This window comes from Streptomyces sp. NRRL S-337, from assembly GCF_000720175.1.
Taxonomy (GTDB): Bacteria; Actinomycetota; Actinomycetes; order Streptomycetales; family Streptomycetaceae; genus Streptomyces; species Streptomyces siderophoricus.
Genome location: NZ_JOIX01000011.1, coordinates 115,824 through 132,941, shown reverse-complemented (window position 1 = coordinate 132,941; position 17,118 = coordinate 115,824). Strand labels below are relative to the sequence as shown.

The following is a 17,118-nucleotide window of genomic DNA, read 5'->3' as shown; positions in this document are numbered from 1 at the left end:
CTCGGCATCGCCCGCCTGCACAACCTCACCCTGGCCGGATGACGGAGAAATGAGCTGCTCAAGCAGCATGCCGTAGATCATTTACGGGACAACCCTTAGCTGGGAGGTGTTGTGTTCCTCTTGCCAGTCCGGGAGTTTGGCCTGGCCGCGTTCGCGGCGGTGCGGGATGACCAGGCCGGTGTCCCGGTAGCCTCCGTCCGCGATCACCGTCGTCCTGCCGACGGCATCCTTGGCGCCGGACAGCCCCCATGCCTTGCAGCCGTTGCGGTTGCCCGGAAGGGGCCTGGGCTCGGGCCGGGGCACACGCGCCATCCCAGCGGAACACCGGGGCTTCGCCGAGGTCATGTCATCCTCCGCGGGCTCCTGCGCTCGTTGTGCCAGGCGATGGCGCGCTCGATCTCCGGTTCGTGCAGTCCGGTCCGGGAGGCGAGTTCCGTGATGCTGAGGACGGGCGGGCTGGCGGTCAGGGCCTGGGTGATCTTCGCTGCCCAGAGCTCTTCCTGCACGAACGGGCGCTGCTCGTAGAGTGCTTTGATGACCGTGAAGTGTTCCGCCCCGCATGTGGTGATGCGGCGGAGCCCGTCGAACCAGTCGTTGGTCGAGCTCGCGGAGGAGGAGTGGGGCACATATCCACGCACCGCGCCGCTCTCCGCGAATGTCGCCGCGCACAGGTCACACAGTTCCAGACGGACCGTCTCCGTCCTTCCCTTCCGCTTGCTCTTCCTCATCGTGTCTCGCCGCCACATGTACTCGGGGGGCTGCCGGTCCGCGGGGCCTGGGGCGCTGGCCGGGCCGTTGCTGGAGGGCCGAGCCTTCGCTTCCTTCCCTTTGCGCTTGACCTCCACTGCAGGTGATCACCGCAGGCCCGCCCCGTCCAGTCGTGGGGCCATGACGCCGTAGGAATGTCCTTCTCACTCCGCACGACCGGGACATCCGTCGGTCGCCCGGCGGCAGCAGTGGAGCGGTATCGGACTGCTTCTGGCCAGGCCGGCGCGATCACGGTTGTCGGTCGATCAACGACGACAGGGAGCACACCCCACGGTTCCCATGGCGATGGGGTCCCCGTGCGTGCGGCTGCCATCGTGTTTCAGCCCCGTGGTGAGCCTCACCGCGAACAACAGCCGTCGGCCATGCCCGACCCACGCCAAGGCGGTCATGCCCCCTGCGGACCGACGACGAAGGCGATTCGTCCCCCCGCACGGCGTCATACGCGTGCCCCCTGCTTGTGCCCGACGCAAGGAGAGCAGTTCAAAGGGACGGGCACGCTGGACGCCGCGGAGCGACCAGGCCAGTCGTTTCGTGCGCCGCGTCCTCCCGGCGAAGTGGCCTCCGCAGGGAGGGCGGGCAGACCGGGTGTGGGTGGGGCGTTCCCCATTGAGAGCTTCATCATTGCAGCGTGCAATGATAACCTGGAATTGAGGTCTTTGAGATCATATAAAGGGAAGCGATAGCAATGTCGGACCTCTCCCATTCCACTCCGGATATCACCCGCCATCCCGACGTGGTGGCGATGCAAGAGCGCTACGCGCAACTGACCAGAGGACGCCAGGCTGTCGCCCTCGACGGTCTGGTTCTGCTCACCGGAACATACGCGACGATCTCACCGTGGGTAGTGCACTTCCGCCTCACGAATCCGTCGCTGGCGGTGAACAACCTCATCCTCGGCATCACGCTTTCCGTGATCGGCTTGGGTCTGGCGCTCGCGGCGGAGCGGTTGTACCGCCTGAGCTGGACCTGCGCAGTGATCGGTGTCTGGCTGATCATCGCGCCCTGGGTCGTGACCGCCAGTCACAGCCCGACCGCTGGGATCATCTTGAACAACGTGTGGATCGGAGCCGTCGCCTGCGTCCTTGGGGTCGTGGCCACAGGAATGACGGTGCGGACGGAGCGCCGGCCACTGCCCGGTCGGTAGCCGTTCTGACGCCTGGGCTCTGACGGTATCGGTGCGCAGCACAGCAACAGGCGAAAGGAGGCGTCCATGACTCTTCCCATGCACGACCGGCGGGTCCTTGCCGACATCGAACGGCGCTTCATGCAGGACGACCCCGATCTCGCACTTCTGCTGGCCACCTTCGGCGCCTCTCAGCCGACGCACCACCGGCTCGCCGCCGCGTTGCGCCGCCGTGTCGGCGCCGTCATGGCCTCCGTGGCGTTGACGGCGACCCTGGCGCTGCTGGTGGCGGCGTCAGCGGCCGGGAGCACGGCGGTGCTGCTGGCGGCCGGGGGAATGGCGCTGGTAGCTGGCATGTCGAAGCTGAGCACGCGCCTCGGTGCCGGGACGCGCCGCCGACGGGCTCGGCTGGCTCGTTGGAGCCGTGACCACAATGATCCCGGCTGAGGACATCTCACCTGTGCGGCACGGCAGTGATCTCGGTGTCCTCAAGGGGAGGAGGAACGATCCGTGAAGTGCTACGACTGCGCGGCGTCGGACGAGGTCGTGGACGCTGTCGCCATCTGCCACCACTGCGGTGTCGGGGTCTGTCTCCGCCACTGCCATGTCGCCAGGGAGCCCGGGCACCGGTTGGCCGGCGTTGGCCAGTCCACGCTTGGCCGGCCGGCCCGCGAAGTCACCTGCCTGACCTGCCACTCCGCCCAGTCACCGGGATATGCACCGCCCGCAAAGGTGCGTGCGGGAAATAACGCCAAAGGGCGACTGAGGTAGGACGCCGTCGGCGGCCACGGAAGCCCAACTGGTGTCATGAGAGAGGCTCATGTCGTTCTGCCTGAAGGCTCGGGCGTACCTTGGAGCAGCGGATGGCGGCGTCGAGTGGCCCGTCGCAGGTCCGCAGTGTGTCGCCGAGCGCCCAGTGGTACGCGTTGGCGGAGAGCGCCTCTGCCGCACCCGTCGCCATCGATCACCACCTGCCCGTCACCGTGCTCTCCGGATTCCTCGGTGCGGGCAAGACCACGCTGCTCAATCACGTCCTGAACAACCGCGCGGGGCTTCGCGTAGCGCTGATCGTGAACGACATGAGCGAGGTCAATATCGATGCGGAGCTGGTGCGCGACGGGGGAGCGGCCTTGTCGCGTACCGAGGAGCGGCTGGTGGAGATGACCAACGGCTGCATCTGCTGCACGCTGCGGGACGACCTGCTGGAGGAGGTGGACCGGCTCGCCCGCGCGGGCCGCTTCGACTGCCTGCTCATCGAGTCCAGCGGGATCTCCGAGCCCATGCCGGTGGCCGCCACGTTCTCGTTCGCCCGCGACGACGGGGCGATGCTGGCGGACGTCGCGGAGCTGGACACCATGGTCACCGTCGTCGACGCCGCCAACTTCCTCCCCGAGCTGGCGCGTGGCGACGAACTGGCGGAGCGCGGTCTCGACCAGCACGAGGACGACGAACGCACGGTCAGTGACCTGCTGATGGACCAGGTCGAGTTCGCCGACGTGATCGTGCTCAACAAGCTCGACCTCGTCAGCGAGGACGAGACGGACCGGCTCAAGGCCGCCCTGGCCCGCCTCAACCCCTCGGCCCGCATCGTGCCCGTCCGCCACGGACAGGTGGACCCGGTCGAGATCCTTGGCACCGGCCGGTTCGATGTGGGGAAGGCCCAGCAGGCCCCCCGGGGTGGATCGCCGAACTCAACGGAGACCAGGTCCCGGAGACGTGAGGAGTACGGGATCTCCAGGCTCGTCTTCCGTGCCGAACGGCCCTTCCATCCCGAGCGGTTGCGGCGGTTCGTCGCCGAGGAGTTGGACAGCGGGGCGTTCGGCGGCATCTTGCGCTCCAAGGGTTTCTTCCGGCTCGCCACCCGGCCCGCCGTTACCGGGCTGTGGTCCAAGGCCGGTGTCGTCGCCCGCTTCGAGCCGGACGGCATCCGCAGCGGCGAACAACAGGCGCAGGAGCTGGTGTTCATCGGCACCGCCCTGCGCAGGGAGGCCCTGGTCGAACGGCTCACGGTCTGCCTCCTGCGGGACGGTGAGACTGCCGCCGGGCCGGACGATCCGTTCCCGTCCTGGGAGACGCACGGCATCGACGACGCCTGCGAGCACGAGCACGCCCACGAGGCCGTCCACACCGGCTGAAGGCCATGAACCCATGCCGGACCAGCTGCCTGCTGGTCCGGCCATTGGCGTTATGCCATCCAGAAGAAGACGGCGGTCATCCGCTTGTCCTCCAGGGTGCTGCCCCAGTAGCCGGTGGCGCTGTGCATCATGTTGGCGGTGTAGAGCAGCAGCCGGTTGCAGCGGTGCGGTACCCGTACGTCCTCGGTGAAGGAGTCGGGCGGGACGAAGCGCGTTCCAAGGGCGTCGACCAGGTTGTTGTGCGGCGAGGTCACCATGTTTCCGCCGAGCCGGCCGCCTGGCAGGCTCTGGCGGTAGAAGCTGGTCCCGCAGTCCTTGGGCACGTTGGGGTTGAGATAGAGCACGGCGGCGTACCGGCACAGCGATCGCGAATCGGTGTGCGGTCGCGGCTCGCCCTCGTCCTCGCCCACGACCTGGATGCAGTTGTGGTTGAGGGTGCCGCCGCCAGGTGCGGTTTCCTGCCACAGCCGACGCGCGCCGGTGGCCGACCTGACCCGCCTTTCGATGAGGGCCAGTTCAGCCGGTTCCAGTCCTGGCATCGTGCGCAGGCCGGGCCAGCTCTCAGGCTTGTGCGGGTAGCCTTCGACCCAGTCGTCCTTGGCGAGGCAGCGGTCCCGGACGGCGTCGACGTCGGGTAGCACATTGTCCAGAACCCAGTAGTCCCGGCCGGGTGTGGGTTTGCGGTAGGGGAGGACCGGGAGCGCCGGTGGCCTGGGGGTATGTGGGGGCATGCGGCCGACCATAGGGTCGGCTCGCGTCAGCACACTCCCGCAAAGTGGTCAATCTTCCGTCAACTCACCGCAGCGGCAGGGCTCTGGCGTCGTCATGTCGATTTCGTCTTCGGGACCGGATTCGGATGAGCCTTCGGGGACGGAGTCGTGGGCTTTTTTTGGGGGCGGCGCTGCACCTGGTGCGAATGCCGTGCGGCGACACGGCCAGCGAGGCGAGGAACAGGGCGGCGGTGACCAGCGTGATGGTGCCTCCGGCGGCCATGTCCCAGCGGATGGACAGTTCCAGGCCGATCAGGCACGCGCCGACGCCGAGGGCCGTGGCCAGCGGTACGGTCCAGCGGATCCGGTCGGTCCACAGGCGGGCGGTGGCGGCGGGGCCGATGATCAGTGACATTCCCAGCATCACGCCAATGGCAGGTGTGGTGACCACGATGACGGCCTCCACCAGCAGCAGGAGCAGCAGTTCCAAGGCCACTACGGGGTATCCGGCGGCCCGCTGTCCTTCGGGGTCGAAGGCGCCGTGCACGAGTTCCTTGTGTAGCGCGCCGAGGACGAGGAGGACGACTGCGCCGACGCCTGCCGTGGTCGTCAGGTCGTGGTCGGAGACCGTGAGGAGTGAGCCCGTCGCGAAGGCTTCGAGGTTCCTGTGGGCCGGGCGCTGCGAAGAGCCCGAGCAAAGCCCCCAGCGAAGACCCTGGGGAAACCTCCGGCTATTGCACCGGGGAAGCCTTGAAGAAGGAAGACCCGCCAACTCCCGTGAATGCCTGGGAATTTCACCCATCCGCCAGTAGCATCCGGCCGGCCAGTAGCACGTCGCCCAAGCAGCCATCCTCGAAAGGGGCTCCGGCATGCGCTTGACGTCCCGTGTCGCCCCCGCCGCCCTCGTCGTGGCCGCCCTCCTGCTCGGCGTCCTGCCCGCGCAGGCCCAGGCTCACCCGGATCGCGCCCCCGACCGCGCCTCCGACCGGGTCACGGTCGGTGACCGCACCTTCATCGCCGACGGCCAAGGCCGCGCGCTCCAGTGGCGCGGCTTCAACCTCGCCGACAAGAGCAGCCGAGGCACCAACGCGTTCGCCGACATCGACGAGAGCGACCTCAAGGACATGGCCGCCCGGGGCTTCAACCTCGCACGCCTCGCGTTCTTCTGGGACGACCTCGAACCCACCCCCGGGCACTACGACCGCGGCTACCTCACCAAGATGCGCCGCATCCTCGACTGGGCCGACCGCTACCACATCAAGGTCATCCTCGACGCCCACCAGGACGTATACGGCCCGCACTTCGGTTCCCGTGGCGTCCCCGACTGGGCCACCCGCGACGAGGGGTTGCCGTTCTCGCCGATACCCGACGACTGGTTCTCCGAGTACTTCGAGCCGTCCGTACAGACCGCCTTTGACCACCTGTACAAGGACGCCGACCTCCGCGCCGCGCACGCTCGCATGTGGATGACGGTCGCCTCCGCCCTGGGCAGGCACCCGGCGCTGCTCGGCTACGACCTGATGAATGAGCCGTTCGCGAAGTTCCTCGAAGGCGAAGACCTCCCCGCCGCCGCGGCCCGCTTCGAGGCCACCGAGCTCACCGAGCTGTGGAACCGCCTTGCCCGGGCGATCCGCCTGGTCGACCACAGGTCGTGGATATTCGTCGAACCAACCGTCATCGTCGGTACCGGCGTCCCAACCCGGATGGGCCATATCGACGACCCGCACGCCGCCTACGCGCCGCACTTCTACGAGACCGCGATGGAAACCGGCGCCGACTACGACCCCAACGGCACCTTCATCCCCGCCTACGAGGCCGCCATCAGCGACTACCCGACCCGTCACCGCATGCCGGTGATCGTGGGGGAGTGGGGCGGCAACCCCTACGTTCCGCACGCGAGCCAGTTCGTCACCGACATGACGGCCTCCCTGGACCGCTTCTCCAGTGGCTGGACGTGGTGGCAGTGGTGCCGGGGCGGCGGCTATTGCTTCCTCGACCATTCGGGCGCCGCGAAACCCAACGCCCAGCTGCTCGTCCAGCCCTACGCGCCGGCCGTCGCGGGCGACCCGCTCACGTTCGCGTACGCCCCGGCTACCCACACCTACACGCTCACCTTCCGCACCCGCGACAACGTAAAGGGGCCCACCCGGATCACCGTGCCCAAGGACACGTACCCAGGCGGATACCGCGTCAATATTCAAGGCAGCAAGGCCAGTTGGGGCGATCACGGCCAGACCGTCAGCGTGAGCGCCCATGGCAGGGCGGGAGCCACCTACAGGGTCACGATCACTCCGCGGTAGCTCACCCGATCCGACTCCACAGGCCGTGCGTGGCGAGCGGTTGGATCAGCCGCCGTTGCCTGTGCGGTAGCTGGGCCGAAGTCTTCTGCCTGGCAAGGCTGTGCCGGGCGAGAGAGCTCTGTCGGGCGTACGAGCGTTTGCACCCCGCGTCGGCGCTCCCACCCGAAACCGCACGAAGCAGGTCACGGGACCAGTTCGTAGCCGCACAGGATGTACATCCGGGTGACCGGGCCTACATCGGTGGAGAGGGTGAAGCCACCCAGCTCGCGGTCTCGGGCGCGATGTAGCGGTGCCAACGGCAGGCTCAGCTCCCCGTGGAACAGACCCGGGTATTCGGCACTGGCCACACAGGTGATGTCGTGCCCGACGCACCCGCAGTTCTCGTCGGGGCCGTGGGTCACCTCGTGCTCAGTCCTGAACCGCACCGTGACGTGGCCGATGCCATCGCAGCCCGCGGTCTCGACGAACAATCCGAGCCGGTTGACCCGCAGGTCCTGATCACCGGGCAGGTACGGGAAGTGCGCGCGTGTCAAGCGCAGCGGCAACCGCCTCGGGCCCGTGGCGGTGGTCAGGCGGTGCCAGTCGTCGGGGAAGTCGTGCCGCACGTCGAACAACTGCAGGCCCGCGCCCGGCAGGTGTCGCCGTGCGGCGGCGCCGGCGGCCCTGCGCAGTACGTCGCCGCCTTCCCTGGCCGTGTAGTTGAGGTGCAGGACGACATCCCCGAGCGTGTCGAAGTCGAACCGGTTGTTCTCCTGAGGAAGCTCGATCCGCCAGCGGCTCACGGCTCCGGCGAATTCGAAGGGCAGATAGCGCTCGTCGGCGAAGCGCAGCTCGAAGAGGCCTGCGTCGTTCTGGCCGCTGGATGTGGCGATCGCCTCGGTCGCGCCGTAGGCGCGCACCACCCGCCGGTCGTCGCTGCCGGCCTGGTAGCCGTCGAACTCGGGGCCCGAGCAGCATCCGGCCGGTGGTTCGGCGAGCGCGGGATCGACGCGGGTGCTGCTGCCGAGCAGGGTCAACCGGGCGTGAACGCCGGTGTAGGGACCCACCACGCAGGGGATCGTCACCGTCACGCTCTTGATGCGGCGCAGGTAGTGCCCGGGGTGATCGAGGTCGAAGAGCCACTCGGGGATGTCGATCTCGGCCCAGCCGGCGTGTTGCAGATGCAGGAAGGCAAGCGGGAACTCCTGGCGCATCGAGATGTGCCTGGTCAGCTCGTACTCGCGGCAGTTGGCATCGAGGTAGGCCCCTTCCATCTGCCGCAGTGCCAACTGCAGTCGTTCGCCGGCCAGTAGCCCCTCATGCAGGCCGTCCCATCCGGCCTCGGGCAGGAAGGCACGGGCGGTGTGGCCGCGTTCGTAGTTGAAGGCGCGTTGGGCCCGGCGGCCGGTGTGCATCGCCACCTCGTACAGGCCGCGATAGAGCGCGGCGGTCTCGCGCTGCAGATGCAGGTACAGCTGCGTGCCGGCGAACTTGTCCCGCAGGAAGTCGGAGACCTCGGCGCTGTTGTCGATCTGCTGCTGGTGGTTGTTCAGCTCGCGCAGCGCAACGTCACGTCGGCGGTGGGCGGCCAGGATCTGCCGTTCGATCTGCTCGATCTCGATGCCGATGACCTCGACCTGATGGTGCCATTCGCGTTCTCTGCGAGCCCAGCCGCCCTCGGTGAGGCTCAGACCCGCGCCGGTGTTGGCATTGTCGGCGATCGCCATCATGATCCGCGCCGCGGTGGAGAACCCGGATGCGAGTTTGTTGCCGACCGGAAGCTGGTTGAACTCCAGCGGGGTGCCTGCGATTCCCGCGATGCCGATCCACATGTCCGGGCTGATCCCGATTCCCTGCGCGACGCCCTCCAGCACGTTGCCGGCGATCCGGGACGCGATCGAGACGCCGGTCAGCGCCTCGTAGCCGGTCTCGCCGGTGTTGAGCCCACCGGCGATCAGCTCCTGGTAGTACCGCAGCCGGGCGAGCGCGCCCTCCTTGGTCTTGTCCAGCGCCTGCACCTGCCAGTCGGCCTCCCGCCACTGGTTCTTCCTGATGTCCAGGGCCAGTTCCAGCAGTTGCCGCTCGTGATTGTTGCGCAGCGCGGCCAGGGCTTCGGCATCGCCCTTCTCGTAGGCCGCGAGCAGCGCCGCGCCCAGTTGGCGTACCTCCGCGCAGAGTTCGTTGGCCTTGGCCACCAGGAAGGCGAACCGGTACGGGCTGCCGCCGCACTTGCAGTCCTCCGCGCAGTCACCGGCGCACGGCTCGACGGTCTCCTGCCACCCTTCCCGCAGCCCGGTCTCACCGAAGGCACCACGCTGGGGAAGCCGGTAGCGGTTGAGACAGTGGTGATTCAGGGCGATACGGTCCGCGGTGTCGTCGTACAGGGCGATCAGCCGCGGGTTCAGCGGCGCAGGACGGGTGACGAGGCCGCTCACCGTCATGGACTCGCCGACGTGGTTCCCGGCCCGCACCTCGGTGGGACGCTCGCCCAAGATCCGCTGGACGGCGGCGAGGAGGACGCCCGCTTGCTGTGCGCCCTCCATGGTGTTGCGGCAGGCGTGGGAATCGGCCCACTGCACCATGGTCTCCAGGTGGGCCAGCAGCACCGCCCGGTTCCTGGCCCGGTCCTCGCGGACGGGCGAACTCGGGCAGCACGGCACGTCCTGCCGTCGTCGCCGTCGCTGGTTGTCCGTGGCGCAGAAGGCCCAGCTGTTGTCGCGGGCCTGAGGCTGGTACGCCAGCTCGTACCACTTCAGCGCGGACTCGTACTGGCAGTGGGTGCGCAGCGCGCCCGCCACGGTCATCGCCACGCTGAACGGCGAGGGCGGCAGCAGGGGAGCCCCCGGGACGACGTAGACGAAGTAGGGGTAGGCGGCGAGCCCGCCGGGGTAGCTCGGCGCCGGGTCCGGCGGCTCGACCAACGGAAGCGGTACGGCGTGGTCCTCGGCCAGGTCGTAGCGGAACCCCGGTGGCGTCGGGTCGGCGTGGCCGATGACCGGCGTGACCGCGCCCACCACCTCGAAGCGCAGAGAATCCGCCGTGCGTCCGGAGAACTTCAGGGTGGCCGTGTCTTTGGTGACCGCGATGCCCTGGCTGGACCGGCGCGGCGGGTCGAACTCGCCGTGCCGCACCCGGCTCCACCACAGATGCACCACGGGTTGTGCGTCCCAGTCCAGCAGGGCGGGCAGCTTCTCCGGCCGGTGCCAGTCGGAGGTGTCGCGGTGCGTTTGGTCCGGCTGAGCACCGACGTCCGCGTGCTGGTCCCGTGCCGAGTAGAACGCGGAATCGGCGAGCCAGAAGTAGTACTCGTCGACGTGGTGTCGTTCCTCGCCGCACTGTGCGCAGCAGCCGGTGTCCTCGTGCCAGGCTTCGAATTCCGTCCCGGCGGGCGGGAGCCCGGCGGCGGCGACCCGGACGAACCGGGTGCCCAGGCGGACCGCGGCGGCCAGCCACAGCGGAAATCCGGTGGGTTCGTCCTCGGTCCCCTGCTGGTGTTCGCGCGGGTCGCGCTCAAGCCGGGGGCGGTCGTTCCCCCGGGGGCGGTGGGCGGGGGTGAGGCCGAGCACCGGCGCGAGCCAGGAGTTACGGGCGGCCCGCTCGGGCGTGCCCAGCAACCCCAGACCCTCCGGGGCCGGTTGCCGCAGCTGGATTCCGGACGGTTCGCGGGCCTGGAGCGGGGGCAGCGACGGGTGCTCAGGCGGCCGCTGCCCCGGCCACCATTCCAGTCCACCGGGTACCGGCACGGTCAGCGTCGACCGGCGCAGCTCGGACTCCAGGAACGCGAACGCCTCCGACTCCCGGGCGCTGCTCAGCTCGTCCCACTCGATCCAGTTCTCCCCGTAGACCTCGCGGCGCCGGCATGCCTCCCACACCCGGTAGGTGGCGAGCCGCCGCTCCCACAGCCGGACGAACTCCGGCCCCGGCCTCAGTGTGGGTTCGAGCCCGAGCCGGGCCCGCTGGACGAATGCCTGCACGGTCCGGACGGCCTCCTCGATCCGGCTCATCCGCTGGCAGATGCCCGCCTCGACATCTTGGACCAGGAGATCCGAGAGATCCTTCGGCGCGGTCGCGAAGGTGCCCGGCGCCCACGGCAGCGGTACCCGGTCCATCCCGCACAGGTACGCGAGCAGGGCCGTCCTCGCCCGCTCCCGCAGGCCGTCGTTGAGCCCGCGCAGGTCCTCGTAGCGCAGCGGCTCGCCGTTCTCGAAACAGCCGTCCCGCACAAACCGGGTGAGGTTCGTGTTGCCCGAGTCAGGTTGCGCCCCAGGGGCGTCGGCGACCCACTTCCACGGCACGGCATCGCCGATCCAGCGGCACGCGAAGTGGCTGCGCAGCCGGGTCAGCCATTTCTCACCCTGCCAGACCCGCAGCGCCCACCGCTCATCGGTGAGGTCGTCGGCGTCGAGCGAATACGGGGGCGTCGCGAAGTAGGTGTGCAGCAGCGGTGAGTGCGCCAGATCGACGCCCAGATGTCGCAGCAGCTGTGCCGGGTCGTCGGGCTGTTGTTCGAGCACGTCGGCGAAGAGCAGCCAGGCCGGTCGCTCCCGGGCGGACTCGGTCTCCGCCCGCAGCAGGCAGTAGTCGAAGAGCCGTTCCCACCAGTCGAAGAGTGCCGCCTGACGGCGTGGGCTCGGCGCGGTGCGCTGGTCCCCCACCGGTTGCGGCGGGTACGGGTCGGACACCGGCAGGAGGTCGAAGTCGAACCAGGCGTGGTGCACCCCGAACGCCGAAGGTCCGGTCCTGGGGTAGGACGTGCCGGCGAAGGATTGCGAATGCGTGATCAGGTGGCCCAGTTCGGACTGCCGGTAACCGGGCACGATCGTCGCCGAGAGCGCGAACCGGCGGGCGAGCAGCGCCGCCTTCACCGCCCGCTGGTAGGTGCGGCGAATGTCGCGCAGGGTGGCGCCGTAGCGCCGTTCCAGGTACTGCGCGGCGGCTTCGCCCGAGGCGTACCGGCCCGCGGACCCCACGAGGCCGTCGCCCAGGGTGCCGTTTTTGGCGTCCCGGAACAGCCGGTCGTAGCCGATCTCCGTCAGCACACCGTCGCTGTCGGGGCCGCGATACTTCAGCTGGAATCCGGTCTGCTCCGGACAGACCTCCTCGGCCCGCTCGAAGGTCGGATCGGACTGCGCGTACTCGATCGTGATCCGGTAGGCGCCCCGGCGCAGCCGCACGCCCCGTGACGCGGCCGCCGGCGCGTCGTCGGAGGCCCAGTGGTGATCCAGCATGATCCAGGTCTTCTGGCCGCGTCCCAGGGTGACCCGCCAGCGGTGCTCGTGGGCGCGGGAGAAGTCCGGTGCGAGGTCGCCCTCGGTGGGCGCGCCGGCGTGGAAGTGGTACTCCCCGGCCTCGTCCACCAAAAGCACACCGCTCCAGCACACGGTGAAGGGACTCGCGCCACCGAGCGGCTCGGCGTCACCCTCCCTGACGGCGAAGCCGTTGCGCACGCCGACCAAGCGGGACCGGGCCGGGCTCAGCGCCAGGTCCATCGCCGGCAACACGGTGGGCACTGGAGCGTTGTAGCGGTCGCGCACAGGACCGAACGCGGTGGCCGGGCCGCGGGTCTCCCTCCAGACCAACTCTCCCGCCCCGTCGTGCAGTTCGCCGAGGAGACCGGTGCCGACGAGGCCCAGCAGAGCGGCGAACGCGCCGCCACTGGGCGGTGGCGCCCAGGTCACCTCGGGGGTCTTGCCGTCATCGGCCTCCCACGGTGTTGCCGCCAGATTCTCGTCCGCCCACAAACTGCGCAGCACCGTGGCCGCCGCGTCCGCGTCGGGCGGGCATCCGGTCACCGCGGCCACGTGTGCCGCCAGATGATCGACGATCACCGTGCAGCGCGCCCGGAATCTGGCGAACTGGCCCTGGAAGAAGGCGAATCTCGCTTGCTCGTCCGGTTCGGAGACCAGGGTGTCGATGGCGAGCTCGGCATTGTCGAAGAGCGCTGCGAACGGGGCGAGCGCGGCCCGGGGCGCGAAGTACAGGTTGCGTACGGCGACCCGCTCGGCCTCCCGCAGCGGCCGCATGCGGCTCAGCTCCTCGATCACCTCGGTGTCGGAAACCGGCAGCGAGGTCCACAGTTCCTGCGCGGCGCTGTCGTAGCCGAACGGCCCTTCCTCCGGTCGCAGCCACATCAAGGGAGAGGTGTCCGCTGCTGCCAGCGGCGTACGGTACTGGCGCCCCAGCACATCGACCGGGCAGCCGCACCGCTCCAGCACGGTCGGGAAGAAGCGTTCCCCGAGCACCCGCCAGGCGTCGGGTCCGCTCGAAGCCGGGACGTAGCCGAACTCGTCCCGCAAGGTCGCGGTCATCCGGGGCCACGTCCAGGCCTCGGCGTCCTCCTCGGAAACGCGCACGGCCAGCAGGGACCGCCGCAGCGCCCACAGCGTCTGCGCCTCGTCGCACCCGGTCGATCCCGCCGGCTCGGGCAGTGACAGGGGATCGTCGGCCGACTCGTTGCGGTCCTGGAGAGCGAACGGGTCGTCACCGTCGCGGTGCTCTTCGACGGTGAAGAGCCACATGATCTCGCCGACGGTGAAGTCGGAGGCGTAGATCTTGCCGAGAACCTCCACGAACCGCAGCGTGTGTGTGGGCAGCGCGTGCCAGGTATCGCTCGCGGTGCCGGGGTCGAACCCGGCCAGCCGGGACAACACCGTCAGGTTCCCGGCGAGCGCCTTGGCGAAGCGCGGTTCCCGGTCCCCGCAGGAATAGCGGGCCCGTGCCAGCTCGCCGATCCGGTCCAGCACGAGCTCGACGGCTCCGGCGGCCGGGCGCTCGGTGGCCCACAGCCCCAGCAGCGGCACTCTCTCGGCCGGCGACGCCGCGTCGGCCCGATAGGTGTCCACGAGAGAGAGACCCAGCTCCGCGTGCAGGATGAGCAGCGCCGCGAGCTGGCGGCAGAAGTCCGCGTTGATCGTGGAACCGTTGAACAGCCTCAGCGTCTCGCACACATCACGCAGCATCGCGAAGGTGATCCCCGGCGCCGTGCCCTCGCCCAGCCGCCGCCACAGCCGGACGAAAACGATCAGCTTGCGCAGCGCGGCGCACGGGTCCTGCTCGTCGGCGGGATCGGTGAACCTGATCCGCAGATCGTCGGGACAGCACGGCTCGCAGTCGGGAAAGTCCGGGGCCTGGCCCTCCGGCACGGCGCGCTGGAACGCGACGAAGCCGCTGCGCCACAGTTCGAGGAACTCGCAGTAGCCCAGGCCGGTACGGTCCAGGAACTCGGGCACCCGCAACACGGTGCCGATCCAGGACGAACCGCCGGCGGACTCCTTGGTGAACCCGTACACCTCGTACAGGGTCAGTCGGCCCCGCGCCTTCCGGAAAGCGATGTCGTGGGCGTAGAGCAGGTCGTACTCCTCGGCGGAGATGCCCAGGTACTCGCAGGCGATCTCCAGCCGGACCGGGTAGCGCCACCGGTGGCTCTGGAACCCGGCGGGCTCGTGCACCGGGTCCAGCACCAGCTCGGTGATCTCCTCGCGGAACCGGCGCATCGCGGCGTACCGGCTGGTGCCCAGGAACCGCAGGTAGGACCTGTTCACGTCCAGGGGCTGGTGGTACGGCAGGGCGGGTGCGGTGAAATCCTTGCGCAGCAGGGCGTACGCGTCGAGGTGAGCCTGGGGCAGGGCCTCGGTGGCCGGGGAGGAGTGCTCCGGCACCGCGGCGAACAGGGTCGCCGGATCGTGCGGCTGCCCCAGAGCGTGCCCGGCAAGCCGATCCGCAGCGGTGTCGTGGATCGCGCCCTGCGCACCGCCGCCGGCCAGCTTCTCCAGGCTCTCGTTCACCAGGTCGATCACCGGCAGGGGAGTGCCGAGGTTGGCGGCCGTCACCTGCAGATCGCCGAGCGGGCCACGGCGGTCGAGGAGCAGTTCGCCGACCGATGCCACGTTGGCCGGTGTGGTGGGGTGCTCGCAGGTCGACGCGGACGAGATCCGCAGCAGGTCATGCAGGTACTGCGGCGGGCCGAACGGTGAGAGGTGATCCGGCGGCACACAGTCGGTCAGTGTTCCGTCCGGGTTGACCGGCGCGAAGCTCTCGTCCGGTGGTCCGGCCGGATCGGCGGGTCCCCCCGCGGCCTGTTGGATCTGCGCGGCGAACGGGTGCGCGACGGTGCCGGCGAGCGCCGCGGCGAAATCGTCCGCCGGCAGCGCGGCGGGCTGCGACGTGCTGGTGAAGCCGACCGAGTACAGCGCTTCCATCAGCGAGAACCGCAGTTCGTCACCGGCCGCGAACGCGGTCAGTTCGTGCAGCGCGTCGAGCACCGCGACCGCCTGCTCCAGCCACTGCTGCGCCGCGATGTCCGCGCCGAAGGTGTCGGCCAGCGCGGCCGCGAACGCGGCCTCGTCCCGGGGTGCTCCGAAGACGAAGGCGCCACCGCCGTGGTCGCCGTATGCCGCGATCATGCGGGCGAACACGTCCGAGGCGGACACACCAAGCGTCGGAAGGCCACCGGCGGCGGGCCCCTCCGCGGTCGGGGGCTGGACGGGGACGGTGAAGAACTTGCGCAGGTGCCGGACGAAGGCCTGTGCCCGCTCCGAAACCGTGCCCGGCTCGGTGAACGGCGGCAGCAGCGCGGGATCGTCCCGCAGGACGGTGCGCCACTGCTCATCGGTGACCGCCACCAGCCCGGCCACCGTGGTGACCGAGAGCGGCGGCTGCCCCACCGCGACCACCAGCGGATCGTGGTTTCCGGTGACTGCTCGCAGCACCAGCTCCAGGTACGGTCCGGGGGAGGTGGTCGCGGTCGGGGCCCAGAACTCCGCATCGATGGCCTCCGTTGCCCCGGGGTGCGTGCTCCACGAGCGCACCATGACGGAGACCGGCGGTGCCAGTGCGACGGTGGGGTCCGACGTGGTGACCGAGCCCAGCGCGCGCAGTCGGCGAGCCGCGGCCTGCGGGCCGATCGCCGGTTCGGCGGGCCTGGTGAGCAGCGGCTCGGACGCGGCGACCACGCCGTTCTCGATCGCGATGCGCAGTTGCGCCAGGGACTGCGTCTCGACGCCGAAACGGGCCGCGTCGTAGCGGTGTTCGGGATCGACCGTCATCGGCAGTGTCGCGCCGAGCGCGTACAGGTACGCCGCCGGAACGGCGAACGTCGGGTCCAGTGCGGTCGAGCCACCCTGTGGAACGAAGGTCACCGCGGCGTGCCCGGTCTCCGCGCCGGTCAGGACCGGGAAGGTGAGCCTCGCCCGGGCGGCGTCCGCGGCCAGCCGTTCGCCCCGCACGGCCGCCGAGGCGGCAAAGACGAAGGTGGCCAGCAGTGACGCCTTCGCGTCGACGGTGGCGTGATAGCCGGCCAGTTCCGCCTCGAACCGCTGCCGGTCGTTCTCCGCCTGCTGCTTGTCGAGACCGGGGTCCACGGGCGGCTTGGTGTACATCTCGCCGAGCGGACGCGGCAGGTCCGGGGGCGGATACACCAGCCGGTCCCAGGTCAGTTCGGCTGCCACATACCGGCTCTGCGCCGGGCTGAGCGGCGGACGCTGCCCGAGGGAGCCACCGGTGCCGGGATCCTTCGCCAGCACCTTGTCGATCTTCGCGACCAGGTCGGCGAAGTTCGGCGGGGTGCCGTCCCTGGGCAGCTCGATCTGGTCCCCTCCGGGCGACATCGTCGGCACCGCCGCGTAGGCGCTCGCGGGCATCGCGAAGTACGCCGGCTGGAGCACCGGCAGCGTGCCCACGCTGGTGACCTTGATGTTGAAGTCCAGCTCCCCGCCGCCGACGGGGACGCCGTCGCGGGTCAGCTCCAGCCGGAGGTCGTACGAGGAGCCGGTCGGGTACTCCGGATGGCCCGACGGCGGTGTCACCACGATCACCGCGGTGGCGACCGCCTCCTGGAACCGTGTGGTCACGGGCGGCAGGCCGCCGCCGGCGATGTCCTGGTAGTGCTGGATGATCGCCGTGTTGGTCACGTCCACGTCGTGCTCGGTGACATCGGCGGGCGTGACGGCAAGCCCCTTCGCCGAGCCGATCCCTACGCCCTTCCTGGGATCGGCGAAGGTCAGGTCGAACGCCGTCACGGTCAGCTTGTCCAGGGCCGCCCGGAAATCCGCCGCGGACATCGGCTTCGTCGGATGCAACCGAACGATGATCAACTCCGGCATCTC

The 17,118-nt window shown here is 69.6% G+C and carries 8 protein-coding genes and 2 pseudogenes; 5 read left to right on the top strand and 5 right to left on the bottom strand.

The features are described from left to right. Positions 1-90 precede the first annotated feature (90 nt). A pseudogene (locus tag IG62_RS0111255) lies at positions 91-285 on the bottom strand (IS5/IS1182 family transposase); the annotation flags it as partial. A 56-nt stretch (positions 286-341) separates the two neighbouring features. Continuing rightward, entirely contained in the window at positions 342-746 is a 405-nt protein-coding gene (locus IG62_RS0111250) for a hypothetical protein (protein ID WP_030800487.1), read from the bottom strand. 707 nt (positions 747-1,453) lie between these two features. Between IG62_RS0111250 and IG62_RS0111245 the strand changes: the two genes are divergently transcribed. The 4 genes and pseudogenes from IG62_RS0111245 to IG62_RS41660 all read left to right on the top strand — a co-directional run bounded on the left by IG62_RS0111245 (position 1,454) and on the right by IG62_RS41660 (position 4,026). Further along, entirely contained in the window at positions 1,454-1,912 is a 459-nt protein-coding gene (locus tag IG62_RS0111245) for an SPW repeat protein (RefSeq protein ID WP_030800485.1), read from the top strand. Between the two features lie 66 nt (positions 1,913-1,978). Continuing rightward, positions 1,979-2,338, top strand: coding sequence for a DUF3040 domain-containing protein (locus IG62_RS0111240; protein WP_030800482.1), 360 nt, complete (start codon positions 1,979-1,981; stop codon positions 2,336-2,338). Positions 2,339-2,401: 63 nt separating this feature from the next. Then, entirely contained in the window at positions 2,402-2,662 is a 261-nt protein-coding gene (locus IG62_RS44495) for a DUF2180 family protein (RefSeq protein WP_078871933.1), read from the top strand. Between the two features lie 188 nt (positions 2,663-2,850). Beyond that, positions 2,851-4,026, top strand: a pseudogene (locus tag IG62_RS41660) (GTP-binding protein). A 50-nt stretch (positions 4,027-4,076) separates the two neighbouring features. On the opposite strand, the gene IG62_RS0111230 reads toward IG62_RS41660, so the two are convergent. Further along, entirely contained in the window at positions 4,077-4,757 is a 681-nt protein-coding gene (locus IG62_RS0111230; protein ID WP_030800480.1) for a DUF6445 family protein, read from the bottom strand. A gap of 64 nt (positions 4,758-4,821) precedes the next feature. After that, the gene (locus IG62_RS44490) at positions 4,822-5,538 is read right to left on the bottom strand and encodes a metal ABC transporter permease (protein ID WP_158795024.1); all 717 of its coding nucleotides are present in this window, start codon (positions 5,536-5,538) and stop codon (positions 4,822-4,824) included. A 67-nt stretch (positions 5,539-5,605) separates the two neighbouring features. Between IG62_RS44490 and IG62_RS0111220 the strand changes: the two genes are divergently transcribed. Then, positions 5,606-7,036 carry a cellulase family glycosylhydrolase gene (locus IG62_RS0111220; protein ID WP_030800475.1) on the top strand — a complete coding sequence of 477 codons (1,431 nt, stop codon included), beginning with the start codon at positions 5,606-5,608 and terminating at the stop codon, positions 7,034-7,036. 182 nt (positions 7,037-7,218) lie between these two features. On the opposite strand, the gene IG62_RS0111215 is transcribed toward IG62_RS0111220, so the two are convergent. After that, positions 7,219-17,091, bottom strand: coding sequence for a neuraminidase-like domain-containing protein (locus IG62_RS0111215; RefSeq protein WP_234326396.1), 9,873 nt, complete (start codon positions 17,089-17,091; stop codon positions 7,219-7,221). Between the last annotated feature and the right edge of the window lie 27 nt (positions 17,092-17,118).